Raw genomic sequence first — 22,513 nt, 5'->3', positions numbered from 1 at the left:
TATGCCTCAAAATTAATAGTGGCCAGTCTACATAACTCAATGTGAAAATTTGGTGTAATCTTCATTGAACGTGAGAACCGGCTCAAAGTAGGTGTATTAACGGACAACAATCCCCTCCCCCGTCAGGACGAAGGTTATCAAAAAATGATCCGATTGATCCGTCAGCTATTGCTGGTCCGATTCTGCCAGGTCATCTTGTTCCTGGCCCATGAGCGATAATTCCAACAATGCGTATCGATCTTCAACATAGCTATGTACGTTGTTAGCGACCGTCAGCTTGAACAGAGTCATAGCTCTGTCCCTGTCCCCCAGACTTAAGTAATATTTACCTAAATAGAAGTTAGTTTCACTGAGATGTTCAGCGAGCGAGGTGTTATCCGTTGCATCTGCCTTCAAACGTTCCATTAGCGTTTGTTCGCTAATGTCGCCAAGGTAGAACTCGACAATATTCCATCCCCATTGCCCTTTATTCGATACACCGAAGCGCTGTTTCAGCGCACCAGCCGCCTGTTGCTCATTGAGTTCACGCTCAGTGAGATAAAGCCACAGACTACGGAAAGGGTCATTGGGATCGTCTTTATAAAACGCCAGCAGATCATCTTGCGCCAACTTAGCCCGACCACCGTAATACAGCGCGATGCCCCGGTTTAAGTAAGCGTAGTTGTAAGTTGGATCAAGCTCAAGTACAGAATCAAACGCTTCATAGGCAGCATCATAATTGCCTGCCTGCGTTAAATAAATGCCGAGGTAATTGAATACTTCTGGCATATCCGGTCGAATCGCCAGCGCTTGTGAAAAATCGTTCCGCGCCAGCGCTCTCAGACCGAGACTATCATACAACACTCCGCGCTCATATAAAAGCTGCGCACGCTCATCATCGGTTAAAGCCCGACTGGCAATAATCTGTTCCATACGCGCCAGCATAACTTCCTGTTGCAAAGTCGGTTGCAATGGCACCGCAAGCACCAGATCCTCACGCCAGCCAGGATTATTGCATCCTGTCAGCATGAGCACTGTCGCCACGAAATACCAGCGCAAAAAAGGCTTCATTTCCTAACTCCCGAAGACAACGATTGGATGAACGTCCCGTTCCCCGGCTACAAACAAGGCATCCTGCCTTAGAACCTGGCCCATCAGGCTATTTTACTTGCTACTTTGACCCTCAGCAGTATCTGAAATCCCTGCGTACTATATCTGTACGCGGCGGTTTCTCCGCGCTATCGGTATCCAGACTGCCTGCGCCAGTGACGCCTGCCAGGCCAGGACTTTATCATACTCCCCCTTACTCATCCGGGGGAGTAGATCGTAGCGCTATTCGCCTTGTTCCGCTTCTGGCGCTACCGCATCTGGCGTCTGTTCAACCGCCTCTTTCATGCTTAAACGCACACGCCCCTGGCGGTCAACTTCCAGCACTTTCACCGCGACCTCTTGCCCTGCCTGCAGATAATCGGTCACTTTCTCTACACGCTTATCTGCAATCTGAGAAATATGTACCAGACCTTCTTTACCGCCACCGATAGCGACAAATGCGCCAAAGTCAGCAATCCGCGTGACTTTACCACTATAGATACGACCGACTTCGATATCAGCGGTAATTTCTTCAATCCGCTGAATCGCATGACGAGCTTTATCGCCATCGGTTGCCGCGATTTTGACAGTACCATCATCTTCGATTTCGATTGTGGTGCCTGTTTCTTCCGTCAGCGCACGGATCACCGAACCTCCTTTACCAATCACATCTTTAATCTTGTCCGGATTAATTTTGATGGTATGGATACGCGGGGCAAACTCAGAGATATCACCACGTGGCGCGTTAATCGCCTGTTCCATGATATTAAGAATATGCAAACGTGCCCCTTTGGCCTGATTCAGCGCAACCTGCATAATCTCCCGGGTGATGCCTTCGATTTTAATATCCATCTGCAAGGCGGAGATGCCATCACGGGAACCTGCGACTTTAAAGTCCATATCACCCAGATGATCTTCATCGCCGAGAATATCAGACAGGACGACATAGTTATCACCTTCTTTAACCAGCCCCATTGCAATACCGGCAACAGACGCCTTCACCGGAACACCAGCATCCATCAACGCCAGGGAAGCACCACAGACCGAAGCCATTGAAGAAGAACCATTAGATTCGGTAATTTCAGAAACGACACGCACAGTATAGGGGAACTCTTCCACGGTTGGCATCACAGCCAGTACCCCACGTTTTGCCAGGCGGCCGTGACCAATTTCACGCCGTTTCGGCGAGCCGACCATCCCGGTTTCGCCAACTGAATAGGGCGGGAAATTATAGTGGAATAAAAAGGAGTCTGTACGCTCACCCATCAGTTCATCGATGTTCTGCGCATCCCGTGCAGTACCCAGGGTGGCGGTGACCAGCGCCTGCGTTTCACCCCGCGTGAACAGGGCTGAACCGTGAGTACGTGGCAGCACACCGGTACGCACATCCAGTGCGCGGATCATATCTTTTTCACGGCCATCAATACGCGGTTCGCCAGCCAGTACGCGGCTACGCACCACTTTTTTCTCAATCGCGTGCAGGATTTCGGCCAGTTCATTGGCATCCAGCGTGTCATCTTCTGCCAGCAAGGCCTCGATAGTTTCAGATTTGATCGCATCGACCTGCGCATAGCGTTCCTGTTTATCGGTGATACGATAAGCATCACTCAGCCGGGCTTCAGCCAGTTCGACGACACGCGCGTTCAGCGCTTCATTAACCGCCTCTGGCTGCCACTCCCAGCGTGGTTTGCCCGCTTCTTTTACTAGTTGGTTGATGTTCTGGATCACAACCTGTTGCTGTTCGTGACCAAAGACAACCGCTCCAAGCATCTGATCTTCACTTAATAATGCCGCTTCAGACTCTACCATCAATACGGCGGCTTCTGTTCCGGCGACCACCAGATCCAGTTGACTGGATTTCAGTTCATCCTGTGTCGGGTTCAGGACATACTGGTTATTGATATAACCCACACGCGCCGCACCAATCGGGCCATTAAAGGGAATACCCGATAAAGCCAGTGCTGCGGAAGCCCCTATCATTGCGACGATATCTGGATTAACTTGTGGATTGACGGAAACCACTGTCGCAATGATCTGCACCTCGTTGACGAAACCTTCCGGAAACAGCGGGCGAATCGGGCGGTCAATCAGACGGGCAATTAATGTTTCGCCTTCACCGGGGCGACCTTCACGACGGAAAAATCCTCCCGGAATTTTACCCGCCGCATAAGTACGCTCCTGATAATTAACAGTGAGCGGGAAAAAATCCTGGCCTGGTTTGGCCTTTTTCTGTCCCACGACGGTAACGAATACGGCGGTATCATCCATGTTAACCATCACAGCGGCTGTCGCCTGGCGTGCCATCATACCTGTTTCCAGTGTGACGGTATGCTGGCCGTACTGGAATTTACGAACGATCGGATTAAGCAAAATTCTATCCTTTTATTAAGAAATAACACGATATCAGACGCTATCACGTCTGATGATCCGATCTTCTGCATCCTCGCGACTAATGACAACCTTTATCCGTATCTGTGGATCAAGCTTCTCATTAGCCGCGCGAACCTCTGCATTAAGATCGTTATTAGCAACAATACATGAGTTTTGTCTCAATTGCTGCCATCAGGTCGAAAAAAGGGGCCCTGAGGCCCCTTTTTCTGAAACTGACAGATTAGCGACGCAGACCCAGACGCTCGATCAAAGTCGTGTAACGTTCAACATTTTTACGTTTCAGGTAGTCGAGCAATTTACGGCGCTGAGAAACCATGCGCAGCAGACCACGACGGCTGTGGTGATCCTTTTTATGCTCAGCAAAGTGGCCCTGCAGATGGTTAATCTGCGCGGTCAGCAGTGCAACCTGAACTTCTGTTGAGCCGCTGTCGTTCTGATCACGACCAAACTCAGCAATAATTTTAGCTTTCGCTTCAACACTTAGAGACATTTTAAAACTCCGGGTTAAAAAAGAAAGAAAGGGTGCCGATCTCTAATTCAGCACCCCTTGATGCAACATCGGCAAAAAACATCACTCTGTTTTTACAGATGTTATTTATTAATATTCTACTCGCCACTGACTTTTAGCGCAAGATGAATACTTAATTAAGCGATTCCACGACCAGCCGACGAGGCGCAACACGGCCCTGATCGTCTATTTCCCCCATGCCAAGAAATTTCTGCGTATCACTTTCCATCACGCGCACAAATCCCTGCAAGGGGACACCTGTGGTACGAACGGGATGGCCATGTTTAAAGTACACCGCTGATATTTCAGGAATTTCGACGCGCGGATAAGCCGCCGCCGGGCTATCCATCGGCATCAGTAAAGGATCGAGCAATTGTGCCGCAGGGATATCCTGTTCCGCTGCCTGCTCAACCAGTGCCTGTAGCTGCGATAATGTCACCATTCGCGCCGTCGGATACTGGCTGACCGCCAGTCGACGCAGGGTCGTCACATGGGCACCACAGCCCAGTTTTTCTCCCAGATCATCAATAATGGTCCGGATATAGGTTCCTTTCGAACAATGGATCTCCAGCTCCAGCTCATCGCCCTGATAGCGGATGAATTGCAGTTGATAGACGGTAATCGGCCGGGCTTCTCGCGGAACCTCGATTCCCTGGCGGGCATATTCATACAGTTTTTTACCCTGATATTTCAGCGCTGAATACATGGAGGGTATCTGCTGCGTCTGACCACGAAAATTGTCAAGCGCCGCCGCCAGTTGTTGATCACTGAATGTCACTGGTCTTTCGGCTATCACTTGTCCATCGGCATCAGAAGTATCGGTACGCTGCCCCAGCTTTGCGATGACATGGTAACGTTTATCGGCATCCAGCAAATAACGGGAAAACTTTGTCGCTTCTCCCAGGCAAACCGGCAGCATACCGGTAGCCAGCGGGTCCAGCGCCCCGGTATGTCCTGCCCGATTGGCGTTATAAAGACGTTTGACTTTTTGCAGTACATCATTGCTCGACATCCCGTGGGGCTTATCGAGCAACAATACCCCATGCACATCGCGACCACGACGACGAGGACGGCTCATTACGCCTCCTCATCGTCCGGGTTAACCCGACGCGCATCGTCATGTTTCACCACGCGGGTCACCAGGTTAGACATCCTCATCCCCTCGACCAGAGAGTTATCATAGAAGAAAGTCAGTTCCGGGACGATACGCAAGCGCATCGCTTTACCCAGCAATGTACGGATAAAACCGGATGCGTCCTGCAAGGCTTTAAGACCCGCCTTGATCGCGTCTTCGTCACCATCATTGAGAAAAGTGACATACACTTTGGCATACGCCAGATCACGCGACATCTCAACCCCTGATACCGTCGTCATCATTCCCAGACGCGGGTCCTTAATTTCACGCTGCAGGATGATGGCAATCTCTTTTTGCATTTCCTGCGCTACGCGCTGTGGGCGACCAAATTCTTTCGCCATAATAACGTCTCCAGACAAAAAAGGGGCTATCAGCCCCTTTTCAGAATGATTGCCGGACAGTTATGCTCTTATCCGGCGTACCTGTACTACTCAATAGTACGTTTAATTTCGACGACTTCGAAGACTTCGATCATGTCACCGGCGCGAACATCATTATAGTTCTTCACGCCAATACCACACTCCATGCCGTTGCGCACCTCGTTAACGTCATCTTTGAAGCGACGCAGTGATTCCAGCTCACCTTCATAGATAACCACGTTGTCACGCAGAACACGGATAGGATTATGACGTTTCACCACCCCTTCAGTGACCATACAACCGGCAATGGCACCAAATTTCGGTGATTTGAACACATCGCGCACTTCCGCCAGGCCGATAATCTGTTGTTTCAGTTCCGGCGACAGTTTACCGCTCATGGCCGCTTTGACTTCGTCGATCAGATTATAGATGACCGAGTAGTAACGAAGATCCAGGTTTTCGGTATCAATGACTTTCCGGGCAGAGGCATCGGCACGAACGTTGAAACCGACCAGAATAGCCTCAGAAGCCGCTGCCAGCGTGGCGTCTGTTTCTGTAATGCCACCGACACCAGAACCAATAATTTTGACCTTCACTTCATCGGTTGACAGTTTCAGCAACGCATCAGAAATGGCCTCAACAGATCCCTGGACGTCTGCTTTCAGTACGATATTCACCTCGTGAACATCGCCTTCATTCATGTTCGCAAACATGTTCTCCAGTTTTGATTTCTGCTGACGTGCCAGTTTAACTTCACGGAATTTGCCCTGACGATACAGCGCAACTTCGCGTGCTTTTTTCTCGTCACGCACGACGGTCACTTCATCACCGGCAGCCGGAACACCGGATAAACCGAGAATTTCCACCGGAATAGAGGGGCCCGCTTCAGGCACTTCTCGTCCCATCTCGTCACGCATCGCCCGCACACGGCCATATTCGAAACCACACAGAACAATATCGCCTTTATGCAGTGTCCCTTCACGGATCAGAACCGTCGCCACCGGACCACGACCTTTATCAAGGAAGGATTCGATAACGGCACCACTGGCCATGCCTTTATGCACCGCTTTGAGTTCCAGCACTTCCGACTGTAGCAGGATAGCATCCAGTAATTCATCAATACCGGTTCCCGCCTTAGCGGAAACATGAACGAACTGGCTATCGCCCCCCCATTCCTCTGGCAGGATACCGTATTGCGAGAGCTCATTCTTCACGCGATCAGGATCAGCTTCCGGTTTATCGATTTTGTTTACCGCAACCACCACCGGGACATTGGCCGCTTTCGCGTGTTGGATCGCTTCTATGGTCTGCGGCATCACACCATCATCTGCGGCAACGACCAGTACCACGATATCCGTGGCCTGCGCTCCGCGTGCACGCATCGAAGTAAACGCGGCGTGACCTGGTGTATCGAGGAAAGTGATCATGCCGTTATCGGTTTCGACGTGATAAGCCCCGATGTGCTGGGTAATACCACCGGCTTCACCCGACGCAACTTTTGTTGAGCGAATATAGTCAAGCAGTGAGGTTTTACCGTGGTCAACGTGCCCCATAATCGTCACGACCGGTGCGCGAGGTTCAGCGGCAGCGCCCGTATCACGGTCGTTCATCACCGCCTCTTCCAGCTCATTTTCCCGCCGCAGGATCACTTTGTGTCCCATCTCTTCGGCCACTAACTGCGCCGTTTCCTGGTCAATGACCTGATTGATGGTCGCCATCGCCCCCAGTTTCATCATGACTTTAATGACCTGTGAACCTTTGACCGCCATCTTATTCGCTAGCTCACCAACGGAGATAGTTTCACCGATAACGACATCACGGTTAACAGCCTGACCCGGTTTCTGGAAGCTCTGTTGTAAGGCAGAGCCTTTACGATGTTTGCCACCTTTACCACCACGGATCGCAGCACGTGCTTCTTCACGATCCGCTTTCGATTCAGCATGTTTATTGCTTTTTTTCGCTGAACGCGCATTTTTACCATTACGACCACGACCGCGTCCGCTTTCCACTTCACGGTCGTTATCATCTTCCGCCTGGCGAGCATGCTGAGAAGTTGTTACGTGATAGTCGTTAACATCTTCTGCACTGTCGGTCGTTTCAGACCAGTTCTTTTCATGTTCCTCGGCCATACGACGCGCTTCTTCTGCTACCCGACGCGCTTCTTCTTCAAGTTTACGACGTGCTTCTTCTTCTGCTTTACGCTTCAGCGCTGCCGCTTCGTTTTCACGGCGGATCTTTTCAGCCTGGACGGTTTTTATCATATCGTCAGTTTGTTGATTAACCACTTTGTCTTTTTCTGCAACTTCACGTTTTGCTTGCTCAGCAGCTTGACGTTTTGCCTGTTCTGTGGCTTCACGTTCCGCTTTTAGCTGAGCCTCACGTTTCGTCGTTTGTTCAGCTTCACGCCGGGATTTCTCTTCCGCTTCCTGCTGCGCCTGCTGTTCCGCAGCAAGACGTTCTGCCTCTTGCGGATCACGTTTTACAAAGGTTCGCTTCTTGCGAACTTCGATTTGTACCGATTTACTTTTTCCCCCTATACCGGGAATATTCAATGTACTGCGTGTTTTACGCTGTAACGTTAATTTATCGGGAGCTGAACCGTGTTCACGATTCAGATGGGTTAATAAGGTTTGTTTTTCTTGCGCTGTCACAGAATCATCAGCCGATTTATGAACCCCTGCGTCAGCAAATTGCTGTATCAGGCGATCCACAGAGATCTTGAATTCTGCAGCCAGCGCTTTAATAGTCACATCGGTCATGCTGTTCCTTCCTGCCACAGTTTATTACGCTTCATCGCCATCGCCGAACCAACAAATATTACGCGCAGCCATAATCAGTTCTCCGGCTTTTGTGTCTGTCAGTCCGTCAATATCAGCCAGATCGTCAACGCCCTGTTCAGCGAGATCCTCCAGCGTACAAATGCCACGGGCCGCCAATTTAAATGCCAGGGCACGATCCATACCTTGCAGATTGAGTAAATCATCAGTAGGTTTGTTCTCTCCCAGGCTTTCTTCCTGCGCCAGCGCCAGTGTCGTTAATGCATTTTTCGCGCGTTCACGCAATGCTTCAACGGTCGGTTCATCCAGGCCATCAATTTCCAGCAACTCTTTGACCGGTACATAGGCCAGTTCTTCTAATGTCGCGAAACCTTCCTCCACCAGCAGCGAAGCAAACTCTTCATCGATATCCAGATATTTAGTAAAGGTATCGATAGCCGCATGTGCCTCTGCCTGGTGTTTCGCCTGCAGATCATTCACCGTCATAACGTTGAGATCCCAGCCACTCAACTGGGAAGCCAGACGAACATTTTGACCGTTACGACCAATCGCCTGTGCCAGATTACCGGCTTCCACGGCGATATCCATAGTATGCTTGTCTTCATCGACAACGATAGAGGCAACATCTGCCGGTGCCATCGCGTTAATGACAAACTGTGCCGGATTATCATCCCACAGAACGATATCGATACGCTCACCACCCAGCTCAGTAGAAACCGCCTGGACACGCGCACCGCGCATTCCCACGCAGGCACCGACAGGATCGATACGCTTATCATTGGTTTTTACGGCAATCTTGGCTCGTGATCCGGGATCGCGGGCAGCGGCTTTAATTTCGAGCACTTCTTCGCCAATTTCCGGCACTTCAATGCGGAAGAGTTCCACCAGCATTTCCGGTTTAGATCGCGTGACGAACAGCTGAGCGCCACGGGCTTCCGGGCGTACCGCGTACAAGACACCACGGACACGGTCGCCTGGACGAAAGTTTTCTCGTGGCAACATATCTTCACGCAGGATAACCGCTTCCGCGTTATTACCCAGATCCAAAGTGATGTTGTCGCGATTCACTTTTTTCACCATTCCGGTGATAATTTCGCCTTCATGCTCACGGAATTGATCAACAATCATCGCGCGTTCAGCTTCACGTACTTTCTGGACAATAACCTGCTTCGCTGTTTGCGTGGTGATGCGATCAAAAGTGACAGATTCAATCTGATCTTCGACGTAATCGCCCGCATTCAGACTTTCATCCTCGTAGCGTGCGGCTTCAAGGGTGATTTCACGAGTCGGTTGCGTGACATCTTCGACCACCAGCCAGCGACGAAATGTGTCGAAGTCACCATTTTTACGATCAATGGCAACACGCACATCAATCTCTTGTTCATATTTCTTTTTCGTCGCTGTTGCCAGCGCACTTTCCAGAGCTTCGAAAATCTTTTCGCGCGGTAGCGCCTTTTCATTGGAAACGGCTTCAACAACAGCCAAAATTTCTTTATTCATCGGGGCTTTTCACCTCAATTCAGACTGTTAAAAGTGGGGAACCAGATGTGCTTTCTGGATATTGCTTAACGCAAACACTTCGTCTTTATCGTCGACGGTTACGGTGATCATTTCACCTTCTACGGATTTAATGACGCCTTGCCATTTAGAGCGGTTCTGCACCGCCATACGTAATACCAGCGCCACTTCTTCGCCAGTAAACCGTGCATACTGTTCAGCGGTAAATAACGGGCGATCAAGGCCCGGTGAAGAGACCTCCAGGTTGTAGGCCGTGGGGATAGGATCTTCAACGTCCAGCACCGCACTCACTTGATGGCTCACATCAGCGCAATCATCAACATCAATGCCATCTTCACTATCGATATAGATACGTAGTGTCGAGGTACGGCCACGAATAAATTCAATGCCAACCAGCTCGAAGCCCAGGGCTTCAACCGGTGCGGTAAGCATTGCTGTCAATTTTTGCTCTAATGTGGACAAAGCCACCTCCAGGACATAAAAAAAGGGCGTAAAGCCCAGTTATTTTAAAGTCAGATAACAAAAAACCCCGATAAATCGGGGTGTTATATAACTGAACCCTGTGATCGCCGTAACGATCTGAAACACTTTTCAGAAGAATTCTTTCAAATCCGGATACACAGGACGTTAATATTTGAAAAAATACTCAGTGAGAAAGTGGTTGCGGGGGCCGGATTTGAACCAACGACCTTCGGGTTATGAGCCCGACGAGCTACCAGACTGCTCCACCCCGCGCCTGAAACGTGGCGTATCTTACTATTACTACGCAAAAGACGCAAACACTGTTGGAATTAGGTATCGGATACGTAATATGAGATTCGCCGGGATTCTATTGATAATCGTTATGTCTTGTCAAGGTATATTTTGACACTCTACGCTTGGGTCAGGTGGCTATCATGCTCTCTTTTGCAAAAAAAACACTGAGCTACTTCCGGTTATTCTCAAAAAATGATTAAATGAAAAATCAGAATTAATGCATAAAAATGCATTTAATAGCTAAAACAGATGTAGAGCCTGGCCCACCAGGTATTACTGGCCCACAGCGCGCAAAAACCATCGCGTACACATTGTACGTGAGGATTTCGGGCACTGCCCAGGGCCAAAATTAGCCTGATGGGCCAGGTTCTTACTCTCTCACTCTCGGACAGGGTTTATCTTATGACAACAATTCTCAAACATCTCCCGTCAAGCCAGCGCATTGGTATCGCTTTCTCTGGTGGCCTGGATACCAGCGCGGCCTTATTATGGATGCGTAAAAAAGGGGCGATTCCTTATGCCTACACCGCGAATCTCGGTCAACCGGACGAAGAAGACTATGATGCCATTCCTCGCCGGGCGAAAGAGTATGGTGCCGAAGGTGCGCGTCTGATCGATTGCCGTCAGCAACTGGTCGCTGAAGGGATTGCCGCTATTCAGTGTGGGGCTTTTCATAATACCACGGGCGGACTGACCTATTTTAACACCACTCCACTGGGGCGGGCGGTCACCGGCACCATGCTGGTGGCGGCGATGAAAGAAGATGGCGTCAATATCTGGGGCGATGGCAGCACCTATAAGGGCAACGATATTGAACGTTTCTATCGTTATGGCCTGCTGACCAATGCGGATCTCAAAATTTATAAACCGTGGCTGGACAGTGACTTTATTGATGAACTGGGCGGTCGTCAGGAAATGTCGGAATTTATGATCCGCTGCGGCTTTAATTATAAAATGTCAGTCGAAAAAGCCTATTCTACCGACTCTAATATGCTGGGAGCGACACACGAAGCGAAAGATCTGGAACAGCTTAACTCCAGCATCAAAATCGTCACCCCGATTATGGGCGTCAAATTCTGGGATGAAAAGGTGAAGATCCCTGCCGAAGAGGTCTCTGTCCGTTTTGTACAGGGTCAGCCTGTCGCCTTAAATGGTCAGACATTCAGTGATAAAGTCGCATTGATGCTGGAAGCGAACCGTATCGGTGGCCGCCACGGCCTCGGCATGAGCGATCAGATAGAAAATCGTATTATTGAAGCGAAAAGTCGCGGGATTTATGAAGCACCCGGCATGGCACTCCTGCATATTGCTTATGAACGTCTGCTGACAGGCATCCACAACGAAGATACTATCGAACAATACCATGCGCATGGTCGCCAGCTTGGCCGTCTGTTATATCAGGGGCGCTGGTTTGATTCACAGGCACTGATGCTGCGTGATGGACTGCAACGTTGGGTGGCAAGCGCGATCAGCGGTGAAGTCACCCTGGAACTGCGGCGTGGTAACGACTATTCGATTCTGAATACGGTCTCTGAGAATCTGACTTATCAACCTGAACGCTTAACAATGGAAAAAGGCGACTCGATGTTTTCTGCCGAAGATCGTATTGGTCAGCTGACAATGCGTAATCTCGATATCACCGATACACGTGATAAGTTATTGAATTACGCACAATCCGGCCTGTTGAGCACCTCTTCTGCCACCGGTGTACCACAGGTAGAAAAGCTGGAAAGCCAGGATAAATAAACGCCGATCTGTGATCGGGCAGGCTTATGTTATCAGCATCAGCCTGTCCGCTTTTTTGTGCAGGGGACGTGAGGATTTCTGGCACTGCCCAGGACCAGAATGGCAAGTAAAATAGCCTAATAAACCAGGCTCTTAATCAGTGCCGTGATCGGCCATTTCTACTCTATTCAGACAACGCTCGCTATAATTCATCGCTTTTATGACGCTCTGTTGTGTCTATCCACGGATATAATTCAATCAGACAGAACGACAATCAGGATCTCATATGATAAATACATGGCTTATATTGATAATAACTATTCTCTCAGAAACCTTTGCCACCACAATGATAAAGGCTTCCGATGGTTTTACCCGGCTGTGGCCATCGCTGGGCGTGATCATCGGTTACAGTATCTCTTTTTATGGTTTGTCGCAGGTGGTCAAAGTGATGAATCTTGGCGTGACTTACGCCATCTGGAGCGGTTTAGGTATCTGCCTTGTTTCTCTGCTTTCATGGCTGGTTTTTAAACAGAAACTCGATCTCCCGGCAATTCTTGGCATGCTGATGATTATCATCGGGGTGATGATTATTCAACTATTTTCGAAAGCCGCGAGCCATTGATGTGCTCCGTGATAAATAGATTATATGGACACCTGCCTGTATGGCCGTGATAGTGAGACGTTTTACTCTTTAATGTATCAAGCTATTAAACGTGGCAGCCCACATGCAATAGCTTCAGTGGGAAATATTATTGCCTGCAGAAATAAAATGGAGCATTTATATCCAACAGGTAAACAGTTACTGGCGTGTGCGGCAGGTCAGAATTTCGCTGACGCTTATAATGGTCAGCGATTAAAAGCCTGTCAGTATGGGAAACAGGGATGAATAAAGGTCATAAAAACTGTATCGGTGAGATGCAGGATCTGGCAAAAGTACGCAGGGGTTATGCACCCCATGTTATGCCTTTAGATTTAATGCCAGAACTGGAACTGGTAAAAAATTACCACAATTATAGTGACTTTTATCAGATAACCGAATTACCGGAATTGAAACACCGTGAAATCCCTGATGAAATAAAATTTCATGCCAAAAAATATGAGTTGTTTCTCCTGCTGCTGCGGGAACAGTTTTAAGATCTGAGTCGATAATAAAATATTTATAATTTATCTGATGAATAAATTATAAAAAGTATTATTCATGTGGGTAATAAGATCACGGGCGGTGGTCGGGTCTTAAATGGTTCCACGAAAATGACCAGATGGCACCTGAACCAGCATTCATTACAGATACCAGTAAAAATGAACTGCGAAACCGCTATAACGCCGTACTCAATGGTCAGACGGATAAGGAAGAAAAAGAATGAGAGACGATGATAAAAATAAAGATATTGTTACTCCCATTAAGCTGGATGAAACCCGGGAGGCAACCGGCACAATCCGCTGGTATGTAGACGGCGCAAAATACGAGCCCACCCTTGCCACCTGGAAACCACTGGTCAATGGCGAAGAGGGAGCCTGTAATTTAAATTGTGTATCTGCCTGTTTTTGATATCTTCACTGCAACAACAGAGGCAGGTAAATTATGGACGAAAAAAAACTCAGAACACTGGCAACTGAACTGGCCAAAAACCTGAAAACTGAAGCTGACCTCAGTCAGTTTACCCGGATGCTAACGAAGCTGACCGTCGAAACAGCGCTCAATGCAATGCGGAGTTAACTGAGCACCTCGGGTATGATAAAAACACCAGAAAATCAGGCACAAATACCCGCAATGGCTACTCGTCTAAAACCCTGCTTTGCGACGATGGCCAGATTGAAATCAGTACGCCACGTGACCGCGAAAATACCTTTGAACCTCAGCTTATTAAGAAGAACCAGACCCGTATCACACAGATGGACAGCCAGATTTTGTCCCTGTATGCCAGAGGCATGACCACACGTGAAATCGTTGATACATTTAAGGAAATGTATGACGCGGATGTGTCACCCACTCTGATATCTAAAGTCACTGATGCGGTGAAAGAACAGGTTATCGAATGGCAAAACTGCCCGCTGGATACCCTGTATCCCATTGTTTACCTTGACTGTATTTTCATAAAAGTCCGTCATAATGGCAGCGTGATTAACAAAGCTGTGTTCCTCGCGCTGGGTATTAGGGTGTGTCCCGTAACTATTTTTTGTACCATCTGGTATCTGTCTCACTTATAGAAAGTCCTTTAGATATGGCTCGCTACGATTTCCCGGATGAGGCGTGGGCACTGATCTCTCCCATGCTGCCACCTGAAAAAGCCTCTTCCAGAGGGGGACGCCCTTATTTTTCTCACAGACACGTCATGAATGGCATATTCTGGATCCTTTGTTCCGGTGCCCCATGGCGGGATTTACCTGAACGTTACGGCTGCTGGAAAACGATATATAACCGTTTTAACCGGTGGTCAAAAAGTGGCGTAATGAACAGTATTTTCAATAAATTACTTCAGATACTTGATGAAAAATCGTTGATTGACTGAGATGTCATCGCACTTGACGGAAGTAACATCAGGGCCCTGAAAGCGGCTGCGGGTGCAAAAAAAAATATCCCGATGACTCAGATGACCATGGGCTGGGTCGCTCACGCGGCGGCTTTGGCACCAAAATCCATCTGGCAACAGATGGTACAGGATTACCCTTAAGTTTCTGCCTGAGCGGTGGGCAGGCTCACGAAAGTCAGTACGCAAAACCCTTACTCAGACAAATCGGTGTTATTCGAAAAAGTGGTTGTCTGAAGTCGCGCCCCAAAGCTGTGCTGGCGGATAAAGGATACTCAGGCGGTAATCTTCGTATTTATTTAAAAACGAAGGGAATAAAGGCAGTTATTCCTTTCAAATCAAACGAAAAAGCAAGTCGTGATGGTCGTCGAACACTGGATCGTCAGTTATATAAAAAGCGCAATGTGGTGGAACGCTGCTTTGCAATACTGAAAGAAAACCGTCGAATAGCCACGCGCTCAGAAAAAACAGCCAGAAACTATCTGAGCATGCTAAAACTGGGGGCAATCAGGTTGTTTTTAAGGCGGTTGTTAGGTTAAGGGACACAGCCTAATACCTCAGGTCATAAGGAACTGCCGGGAATGTGGCTGGCTGAAAACGAAGGGGCAAAATTCTAGCTCAGTGTCCTGACAGAGCTGAAAAACCGGGGACTTCAGGATATCCTGATTGCCTGTGTGGACGGCCTGAAGGGCTTTCCGGATGCCATCAACAGTGTTTACCCGCAGACCCATGTCCAGTTGAGCATCATTCACATGGTACGCAACAGTCTGAAATATGTGTCGTGGAAGGACTACAAAGCTGTTACCGGTGGCCTGAAAGCGGTGTATCAGGCCGCCACAGAGGAAGCGGCACTGATGGCACTGGATAAGTTTGCCAGCGAATGGGATGAGAAATACCCACAAATAAATGGAGTATGCCGATCCAGAACTGGCGACTGGCAATGAGTCGTTTTATTATTGAGTTTGGTGATCGCCTGAGCGGGCACCTTTAATACGGTAATACGGTGGCAGTTACACAGAATGATTTACAGGGTCTGGTCTGGAAACAACGATTCGACTCGGCGATCGGGTTCAGCAAAAAGATGAAGAACGTTCCCGTCGCTATAAAGCCATTGGTGATGTGTTGTCAAGGTATTCCTACGTCCACCCCAAAGTCCCGGAAATCAATGAAATCGTCCCGCTGCCGCCCGCGCCGCTTCCGGCCTGGGATGGCAAACTGCAGTGGGTGGAGGAGTATAAAGCCAATGTCGAACCCCCAAAACCCAGCGACAGACTGATCTTCGACCTGGCCAAAGCCAGGCGACTGAATCCACAAACCGGCAGGCCGTTACCCAGCTCGCCAGACTTCGCCAGCAACAGCGCTCCCCGCATCCTGTGCCGCACCGGCGAACCCTGCCCGAAAAGTGGTTACTGGAAAATTGCCTGGATACCGAATGTGGGCGTCAGTAAAGAAGAAACGCGCTACTTTCGCGAAGGGCAAATCATGCCCACCGACCGGGTCGTCAAAGTCATCCATCGCCCGTGGCCGTTTAAAACCAAATGGCTGCTGGAAGACCAGCATGTGGACTGGAAGTTTATGGGCGAAGCATAAGCACATGAATCGTCTGACCCTGCTGCTGGTGGCCTGTGATGGCACCAGCACGCCGTTAGCGCCTGACACAAAAAAAGCGGTAGAGGTTCTCACCCGCTACCGCTTTTCGCCTTCACCGCGTATTATGCGCTTTCTTTACTTTCGCCATTTTCCGTGGTCTCGATCTCTTTATACCAGCGTGGATGGTGTTTCTTCGCCCAGCGACGGCTGACAATCCCTTCGACCATGCCTTTTATCGATCCCCTGACCCAGAAAGCCATATACATATGTACCAGGATGGCATGCATCAATACGATGGCCGCCGTGGCATGAATTAACAAGCACCAGCGAATAACCGGCACCGGGAAGTAATGGGCAAAGTAAGGCCGCCAGATGATAATCCCGGTCGCCAGTAATACCAGAATCAGGCTCATGATGCTCCAGAACATCATTTTCTGCCCGGCATTATATTTTCCGACATAGGCAACTTTATGCTCATTCCCTTTCAGTACTTCGATAATCCCTTTCACCCACGGAATATCCTGTTTATCCGGGATATTGTGATGGACGAAGCGCACAAACATAAACATCAGCACCACAAAAATCAGCACCCCAAAGAACGGATGTAAAATCCGCCCCATCTGCGGCGTACCAAAGGTTTCGGTCAGCCATTGTAAGGTGGGAAAGAACAGGGCGATGCCGGATAACGACACCAGAAAGAAGCAGATAACGACCGTCCAGTGACAGGCGCGATCAATAAATTTTGTTCGCAGGATCATTTTGCGCTTACTCATGAGAGTCCTCCTCTTCCTCATCGCTCGTTTCTTTATTTGGCCCTATACCCACATAATGGAAGAGAAGCCCGGCAAAGGTGGCAATAAATCCGGCGGCAGACAGCGGTTTAAGAATGCCCTTCCAGAGATTAACTGGCGTGGCAATGTGGGGCTCAGCCGGAAGGTTATGATATAACTCAGGCTGATCGGCATGGTGGAGCACATACATAACATGCGTCCCCCCCACTTCCTGAGGATTGTAAAGCCCGGCGTGGTCATAACCGCGTTTTTTAAGCTGTTCTACCCGTGTTTGTGCGATACCCAGCATCTCTTTTTTGGTGCCAAACTGAATCGCCCCGGTGGGGCAGGTTTTCACACAAGCGGGCTCCTGTCCAACGGTCACCCGGTCAACGCAAAGGGTACATTTATATACCCGATTGTCTTCCGGATTCAGGCGTGGAATATTAAACGGACAACCGGCAATACAGTAACCACAGCCAATGCAGTTCTCAGACTGAAAATCGACAATACCATTGGCATACTGAATGATCGCCCCGGCAGAGGGGCACGCTTTCAGACAGCCCGGGTCTGCGCAGTGCATACAGCCATCTTTACGAATCAGCCACTCAAATTTGTCATTTTGCGTGGTTTCGCTAAAACGCATGACCGTCCATGCTTTCGCGCTTAGATCGGTGGGATTGTCATAAACACCGTGACAAGTTCCCACTTCGTCACGGATATCATTCCATTCAGAGCAGGCTACCTGACATGCCTTACAACCGATACAGATTGTCACATCAATCAGTTTGGCTACTTCTTCCCGAAAATCCCGCGCATGTGGCGGGGGAGTCATCTTATTCGTCGCTGAACGTTTGATGATATCTTGTGATTGCATAGACATGAATTATTTCCCTTACGACACCCGCTCAATATTAACCAGAAATGCTTTATATTCTGGTGTTTGTGAATTGGCATCACCGACTGATGGCGTCAGCGTATTGGCCAGAAAGCCTTTTCGTGTTGCCCCTTCAAAACCCCAGTGGCAAGGGATCCCAACAGTTTCAATCTGCTTGCCATCGATTACCAACGTTTGTAAACGTTTTGTTACTACTGCTTTTGCTTTAATAAAGCCACGTTTTGATATCACTTTAACTATATCACCTGCGGCAATTCCTTTTTTGTTCGCAAGTGTTTCACCAATTTCAATAAATTGTTCCGGCTGAGCAATGGCATTCAGTCGCGCATGTTTTGTCCAGTGGCGGAATAATTCGGTAATCGAATAGGTGGTCGCGACATACGGAAAACCTTCTGCCGTTCCCATATTCGCTATATCGTCATGGTAAATCCGTGCCACGGGGCTGGAGACCACCTCCGGATGCAGTGGATTGGTGCCGATGGGCGATTCAACCGGTTCATAATGTTCCGGGAATGGTCCGTCATTCATTTTATCAATCGAGAACAGACGCGCGACGCCTTCCGGATTCATGATAAAAGGCCCCACATTGCTGTCCGGTGCCGCCTGGCTGTAATCGGCGATATCCACGCCCTGCCATTTGCTGCCATCCCAGTGTAATAACGCCCGCTTCATATCCCAGGGTTTACCGGCAGGATCCGCCGAGGCGCGATTATAAAGGATACGACGATTCGCCGGCCATGACCAGGCCCAGCCGGGGGTACAGCCGAGACCATAAGGATCGCTGTTATCACGGTTAGCCATCTGATTTCCCTGCTCCGTCCAGCATCCGCAATAGACCCAACAGAAACTGCTGGTGGTGCCGTCACTGCGTAATTGTGAGAAGCTACTCAGTTGCTGGCCTTTCTTCGCGATCAGTTGCCCTTTATCATCATAGAGATCGGCGAGCGCCTGACCGTTGGCTTCACGCGCTATCTCTTCGGGATGCGGATCATAAGGATTTTTATAATTCCAGGCGATATTCAGCAAAGGCGCAGGATTGGCGCCCCCCTCTTGCTGATACAGCTCGCGCAGGCGCATCAACAGGCGGCCAAGGATTTCCCCATCATGTAACGCTTCTCCCGGCGGCTCGGCTGCGGCCCAGTGCCATTGTAGCCAGCGTCCGGAATTGGCAATCGAGCCATCTTCTTCAGCAAAACAGGAGCAGGGCAGACGGAAAACCTCGGTCTGGATATCTTCCGGTTTCACGTCATTCATCTCGCCATGATGCTGCCAGAAGTTCGATGACTCGGTGAGCAGCGGATCAATGACCACCATGTATTTCAGTCGTGCCAGCGCACGGGAGGATTTATTTTTATCCGGGAAGGCGGCCAGTGGGTTGAAACCCTGAACAATATAGCCGTTCATCTTGCCTTCCAGCATCAATTGCGCCTGGGTCATCACATCGTACAGGCGATCCCATTTCGGTAGCCAGTCGTAACCCCAGTTATTGTCGGCTGTCGCGTGCTCACCCCAGAAGCTTTTCATCATACTGACGAAAAACGCGGGCGTATGCTGCCAGTAGTTGACTTCGCTCGCGCCCAGCGCAAGAGGGGTAATTTGCTTAATATAAGTCTGATAGTCCGGCTGTTTTTCTGACGGTAATGGCATATAGCCAGGCAGATTGGTGGAGAGCAGCCCGAGGTCGGTGTAGCCCTGAATATTCGAGTGACCGCGCAGCGCGTTAACGCCGCCACCGGCCATACCAATATTGCCCAGTAATAGCTGTAACATCGCGGCGGCACGGATGATCTGCGCACCAGCCGTATGGTGTGTCCAGCCCAGCGCATACAGAATCGTCGCGGTACGATCCGGCGCACTGGTGCCCGCGAGGATCTGGCAAATGCGGGTAAAATCAGCGACCTGGGTGCCACACAGACGGCTGACCATTTCCGGGGTATAGCGTGCGACATGGCTTTTCAGCAGATTCCAGACGCAGCGCGGATGGCTGAGGGTTTCATCGCGCAAGGCATGCCCTTGCTCATCTTTCTGATATAACCAGCTCGATTTATCATATTGCCGTTTTTCCGCATCATAGCCGCTAAATAAACCGTCATTAAACTGATAATCATCACGGATCAGTAAACTGGCATTGGTGTAGTGACGTACATAGTCATGCTGTATCTGGTCATGTTCGATCAGATAATGGATCACCCCCAGTAAAAACGCCGCGTCCGAGCCTGCCCGTATCGGCGCATACAGATCGGCGACGCTGGCGCTACGGTTAAAACGGGGATCGACCACAATCACTGTCGCGTTATTTTTGGTTTGCGCTTCCACCACCCACTTGAAACCAACCGGGTGCGCTTCGGCGGCATTACCGCCCATGATCAGAATGACATTGGCATTTTTAATATCGACCCAGTTATTGGTCATCGCCCCACGGCCAAAGGTGGGTGCCAGCGCGGCAACCGTCGGGCCGTGACACAACCGCGCCTGGCAGTCAATGGCAACCATGCCCAGCCCACGGCTAAATTTTCCATCCAGGATGCCGGTTTCATTACTGGCGGCAGAAGAACACAACATACCGGTGGTCGTCCAGCGGTTGACCGTCACGCCCTGAGCATTTTTTTCAATAAAATTGGCGTCACGGTCATCTTTCATTAACCGCGCAATACGATTAATCGCTTCGTCCCAGCTAATACGTATCCATTTATCTGATCCCGGTGCACGGTATTCCGGGTATTTTAACCGATTCTGGCTATGGATATAATCGAGAACACCTGCCCCTTTCGGGCATAAAGAACCACGGCTTACCGGATGATCAGGGTCACCTTCAATATGATAGATGTTTTCCCGGACATTCTTCGCCGCATCACCGAAGCTGTACATCAGAATACCGCAACCCACTGAACAATAGGTACAGTTGTTACGTGTTTCTTTGGCTTTCAGGAGTTTATATTGACGTATGCCTGCCTGAGCAGAAAAAGAGGTCAAAAACCCAAGAGATGCTGCTGTTGTGCCTGCCATACTTCCTGCGCAGATCCGAAAAAACTGCCTCCGGTTAAGATCCATGTGTTCTCCAGCTTAAACTTAAGACGTGAAAAGATATCAGGAGTATAAAAGTATTCGGCGTCAGAAACCATTACCCTTAGGAGGGAATATGTCTTACTATGTTGCTGTTCGGATAAAAGAAAAACAGCAGGTGAGTCATCGGTAAATTTTTACTGCAATCCCTTATTACACCCTTATGGATCACCGTTTTTTGTCCGTTATATGACACGCTGAACAGGAAATATGCTGATTGCTCACCGCTGCCGCAATATTATTACGCCAGTGATCACAAACCGTTTCTGTCATTTTTTTTACGCATTGACCTATCTTTTATTTTCGCGAATCAGGTTATTCTCTTAGCGATATATAAAATATAACCGATCGCTTAATATTTTAACTGCTGCCTGTCGGCAACAGGCAAAAACCACTGTCAGTCTGCAACCCCATCTGACAATACATGGCACAGGCGGCACCAATAATCGACATCGCCAGCGCCGCGCCACTGCCTTCGCCGAGGCGTAAATCAAGATACAGAAAAGGCTGGAGTCCCAGCGCCGCCAGGGCGCGTGTCGCCCCTTTTTCTGCCGAGAAATGGGATGGTATATAATAATCTTTCACCGCTGATGCTAACTGACAGGCGGCGATCGCCGCCGCGTAAGAAAGAAACCCATCCAGTACCACCGGTAAACCACAGGCTCCAGCACCGAGGATCACGCCGGTCATCCCCACCAGATCATAGCCACCAACTTTTGCCAGTACGTCAACCACATCCGTTTTATCGGGCTGGTTAACCGCAATCGCCTGCCTGACGATGGCTTCCTTATGCTGTAGACGTGCAACCGGCAGATTGGCACCGATGCCGACCACTTCATGGGGATCACAGCCGGTTAAGACGCTGATTAACGCCGAGGCTGGGGTGGTGTTAGCGATACCCAGCTCACCGACGCCAAATACAGAAATGCCTTCTGCGGCGCGTTTTTTTACCAGCGCGGCGCTGGCCAGCAGTAACTGTTGCGCCTGCTGACGTGTCATCGCCGGGCCGTGGGCAATATTGCCACTACCGCGCGCCAGTTTGAGGCTCAGCATCCCCGCTATCGGTTCACCATCAATACCGATATCGACCGGTAATACCGACGTCTGGCTATGACGGGCCAGCACACAGACCCCGGTCAGCCCTTTCAGCATATTCTCCGCCTGAATATGGGTGACTTTTTGCGGTGTCGCCGCCACCCCTTCAGCAAAGACACCGTGGTCGGCACACATCACGATAATCTCTTTTTGCAGATTATCGAGCTGATCGATACCCGGCATTCCCGATAACTGGACAGCCAGACGTTCAAGACGTCCGAGGCTGTTCAGTGGCTTTAATAAGCCATCAATATAACCAGCGGCAGCGTGCATTTTTTGCTGATCAAGGGGGCGGATAGCCGCTACCAGTGCCTCTAAACTCTCCATCACAT

Annotated in this window: 16 protein-coding genes, 1 tRNA gene and 4 pseudogenes; 8 read left to right on the top strand and 13 right to left on the bottom strand. The window is 49.6% G+C overall.

The genetic code is table 11. The features are described from left to right. Positions 1-165: 165 nt before the first annotated feature. The 9 genes from nlpI to PT300_15175 all read right to left on the bottom strand — a co-directional run bounded on the left by nlpI (position 166) and on the right by PT300_15175 (position 10,491). Positions 166-1,050 carry a lipoprotein NlpI gene (gene nlpI, locus PT300_15215; GenBank protein MDF7681853.1) on the bottom strand — a complete coding sequence of 295 codons (885 nt, stop codon included), beginning with the start codon at positions 1,048-1,050 and terminating at the stop codon, positions 166-168. Between the two features lie 261 nt (positions 1,051-1,311). Then, positions 1,312-3,438, bottom strand: coding sequence for a polyribonucleotide nucleotidyltransferase (pnp, locus tag PT300_15210; GenBank protein MDF7681852.1), 2,127 nt, complete (start codon positions 3,436-3,438; stop codon positions 1,312-1,314). Positions 3,439-3,679: 241 nt separating this feature from the next. Then, a complete protein-coding gene (gene rpsO, locus PT300_15205; GenBank protein ID MDF7681851.1) occupies positions 3,680-3,949 on the bottom strand; it encodes a 30S ribosomal protein S15 in 270 nt (89 codons plus the stop codon). A 151-nt stretch (positions 3,950-4,100) separates the two neighbouring features. Further along, positions 4,101-5,045 (bottom strand): tRNA pseudouridine(55) synthase TruB, encoded by a 945-nt coding sequence (gene truB, locus PT300_15200; protein ID MDF7681850.1) that lies wholly within the window; start codon positions 5,043-5,045, stop codon positions 4,101-4,103. Next, positions 5,045-5,443, bottom strand: coding sequence for a 30S ribosome-binding factor RbfA (rbfA, locus tag PT300_15195; protein ID MDF7681849.1), 399 nt, complete (start codon positions 5,441-5,443; stop codon positions 5,045-5,047). The genes truB and rbfA overlap by 1 nt, the downstream gene beginning before the upstream one ends. Before the next feature lie 86 nt (positions 5,444-5,529). Next, the gene (gene infB, locus PT300_15190) at positions 5,530-8,220 is read right to left on the bottom strand and encodes a translation initiation factor IF-2 (protein ID MDF7681848.1); all 2,691 of its coding nucleotides are present in this window, start codon (positions 8,218-8,220) and stop codon (positions 5,530-5,532) included. A gap of 24 nt (positions 8,221-8,244) precedes the next feature. Continuing rightward, entirely contained in the window at positions 8,245-9,738 is a 1,494-nt protein-coding gene (gene nusA / locus PT300_15185) for a transcription termination factor NusA (protein MDF7681847.1), read from the bottom strand. A 27-nt stretch (positions 9,739-9,765) separates the two neighbouring features. Then, positions 9,766-10,218 carry a ribosome maturation factor RimP gene (gene rimP / locus PT300_15180; GenBank protein MDF7681846.1) on the bottom strand — a complete coding sequence of 151 codons (453 nt, stop codon included), beginning with the start codon at positions 10,216-10,218 and terminating at the stop codon, positions 9,766-9,768. A gap of 196 nt (positions 10,219-10,414) precedes the next feature. Then, a tRNA-Met gene (locus PT300_15175) sits at positions 10,415-10,491 on the bottom strand. 423 nt (positions 10,492-10,914) lie between these two features. Here PT300_15175 and argG point away from each other — a divergent pair. From argG to PT300_15135, 8 genes and pseudogenes are all read left to right on the top strand, one after another. Then, positions 10,915-12,258 (top strand): argininosuccinate synthase, encoded by a 1,344-nt coding sequence (argG, locus tag PT300_15170; GenBank protein ID MDF7681845.1) that lies wholly within the window; start codon positions 10,915-10,917, stop codon positions 12,256-12,258. Between the two features lie 265 nt (positions 12,259-12,523). Beyond that, positions 12,524-12,859: an SMR family transporter gene (locus tag PT300_15165; protein ID MDF7681844.1), complete on the top strand. Its 336-nt coding sequence runs from the start codon at positions 12,524-12,526 to the stop codon at positions 12,857-12,859. Between the two features lie 260 nt (positions 12,860-13,119). Continuing rightward, positions 13,120-13,371: a hypothetical protein gene (locus PT300_15160; protein ID MDF7681843.1), complete on the top strand. Its 252-nt coding sequence runs from the start codon at positions 13,120-13,122 to the stop codon at positions 13,369-13,371. Positions 13,372-13,597: 226 nt separating this feature from the next. Next, positions 13,598-13,786 carry a hypothetical protein gene (locus PT300_15155; GenBank protein ID MDF7681842.1) on the top strand — a complete coding sequence of 63 codons (189 nt, stop codon included), beginning with the start codon at positions 13,598-13,600 and terminating at the stop codon, positions 13,784-13,786. Between the two features lie 33 nt (positions 13,787-13,819). Continuing rightward, positions 13,820-14,397: pseudogene (locus PT300_15150) on the top strand (transposase). A 62-nt stretch (positions 14,398-14,459) separates the two neighbouring features. Next, positions 14,460-15,304 (top strand): annotated as a pseudogene (locus PT300_15145) (IS5 family transposase). 21 nt (positions 15,305-15,325) lie between these two features. After that, positions 15,326-15,756, top strand: a pseudogene (locus PT300_15140) (transposase). A gap of 80 nt (positions 15,757-15,836) precedes the next feature. Continuing rightward, positions 15,837-16,355 (top strand): annotated as a pseudogene (locus PT300_15135) (DUF6396 domain-containing protein). 122 nt (positions 16,356-16,477) lie between these two features. Here the strand turns inward: PT300_15135 and fdnI are convergent. From fdnI to cobT, 4 genes are all read right to left on the bottom strand, one after another. Continuing rightward, positions 16,478-17,128 carry a formate dehydrogenase-N subunit gamma gene (fdnI, locus tag PT300_15130; GenBank protein ID MDF7681841.1) on the bottom strand — a complete coding sequence of 217 codons (651 nt, stop codon included), beginning with the start codon at positions 17,126-17,128 and terminating at the stop codon, positions 16,478-16,480. Then, positions 17,121-18,008, bottom strand: a complete 888-nt coding sequence (gene fdxH, locus PT300_15125; GenBank protein MDF7681840.1) for a formate dehydrogenase subunit beta — start codon at positions 18,006-18,008, stop codon at positions 17,121-17,123. The genes fdnI and fdxH overlap by 8 nt, the downstream gene beginning before the upstream one ends. 12 nt (positions 18,009-18,020) lie before the next feature. After that, positions 18,021-21,074: a formate dehydrogenase-N subunit alpha gene (fdnG, locus tag PT300_15120; protein ID MDF7681839.1), complete on the bottom strand. Its 3,054-nt coding sequence runs from the start codon at positions 21,072-21,074 to the stop codon at positions 18,021-18,023. A 372-nt stretch (positions 21,075-21,446) separates the two neighbouring features. Further along, a complete protein-coding gene (gene cobT, locus PT300_15115) occupies positions 21,447-22,508 on the bottom strand; it encodes a nicotinate-nucleotide--dimethylbenzimidazole phosphoribosyltransferase (GenBank protein MDF7681838.1) in 1,062 nt (353 codons plus the stop codon). Positions 22,509-22,513: the final 5 nt, after the last annotated feature.

The organism is Enterobacteriaceae bacterium ESL0689 (genome assembly GCA_029433525.1).
In the GTDB taxonomy this organism is placed as follows: Bacteria; Pseudomonadota; Gammaproteobacteria; order Enterobacterales; family Enterobacteriaceae; genus JAQTIF01.
Note: the sequence above shows the minus strand (reverse complement) of the source record. Positions and strands in the feature narration are given on the sequence as shown.

Excerpts from the sequence above, each read along its gene's own strand:
- fdxH (MDF7681840.1), bottom strand. The coding sequence starts at position 18,008 with ATGTCTATGCAATCACAAGATATCATCAAACGTTCAGCGACGAATAAG.
- argG (MDF7681845.1), top strand. The coding sequence starts at position 10,915 with ATGACAACAATTCTCAAACATCTCCCGTCAAGCCAGCGCATTGGTATC.
- fdnI (MDF7681841.1), bottom strand. The coding sequence starts at position 17,128 with ATGAGTAAGCGCAAAATGATCCTGCGAACAAAATTTATTGATCGCGCC.
- truB (MDF7681850.1), bottom strand. The coding sequence starts at position 5,045 with ATGAGCCGTCCTCGTCGTCGTGGTCGCGATGTGCATGGGGTATTGTTG.
- PT300_15160 (MDF7681843.1), top strand. The coding sequence starts at position 13,120 with ATGAATAAAGGTCATAAAAACTGTATCGGTGAGATGCAGGATCTGGCA.
- PT300_15155 (MDF7681842.1), top strand. The coding sequence starts at position 13,598 with ATGAGAGACGATGATAAAAATAAAGATATTGTTACTCCCATTAAGCTG.
- cobT (MDF7681838.1), bottom strand. The coding sequence starts at position 22,508 with ATGGAGAGTTTAGAGGCACTGGTAGCGGCTATCCGCCCCCTTGATCAG.
- rbfA (MDF7681849.1), bottom strand. The coding sequence starts at position 5,443 with ATGGCGAAAGAATTTGGTCGCCCACAGCGCGTAGCGCAGGAAATGCAA.
- PT300_15165 (MDF7681844.1), top strand. The coding sequence starts at position 12,524 with ATGATAAATACATGGCTTATATTGATAATAACTATTCTCTCAGAAACC.
- rpsO (MDF7681851.1), bottom strand. The coding sequence starts at position 3,949 with ATGTCTCTAAGTGTTGAAGCGAAAGCTAAAATTATTGCTGAGTTTGGT.
- nlpI (MDF7681853.1), bottom strand. The coding sequence starts at position 1,050 with ATGAAGCCTTTTTTGCGCTGGTATTTCGTGGCGACAGTGCTCATGCTG.
- fdnG (MDF7681839.1), bottom strand. The coding sequence starts at position 21,074 with ATGGATCTTAACCGGAGGCAGTTTTTTCGGATCTGCGCAGGAAGTATG.
- infB (MDF7681848.1), bottom strand. The coding sequence starts at position 8,220 with ATGACCGATGTGACTATTAAAGCGCTGGCTGCAGAATTCAAGATCTCT.
- nusA (MDF7681847.1), bottom strand. The coding sequence starts at position 9,738 with ATGAATAAAGAAATTTTGGCTGTTGTTGAAGCCGTTTCCAATGAAAAG.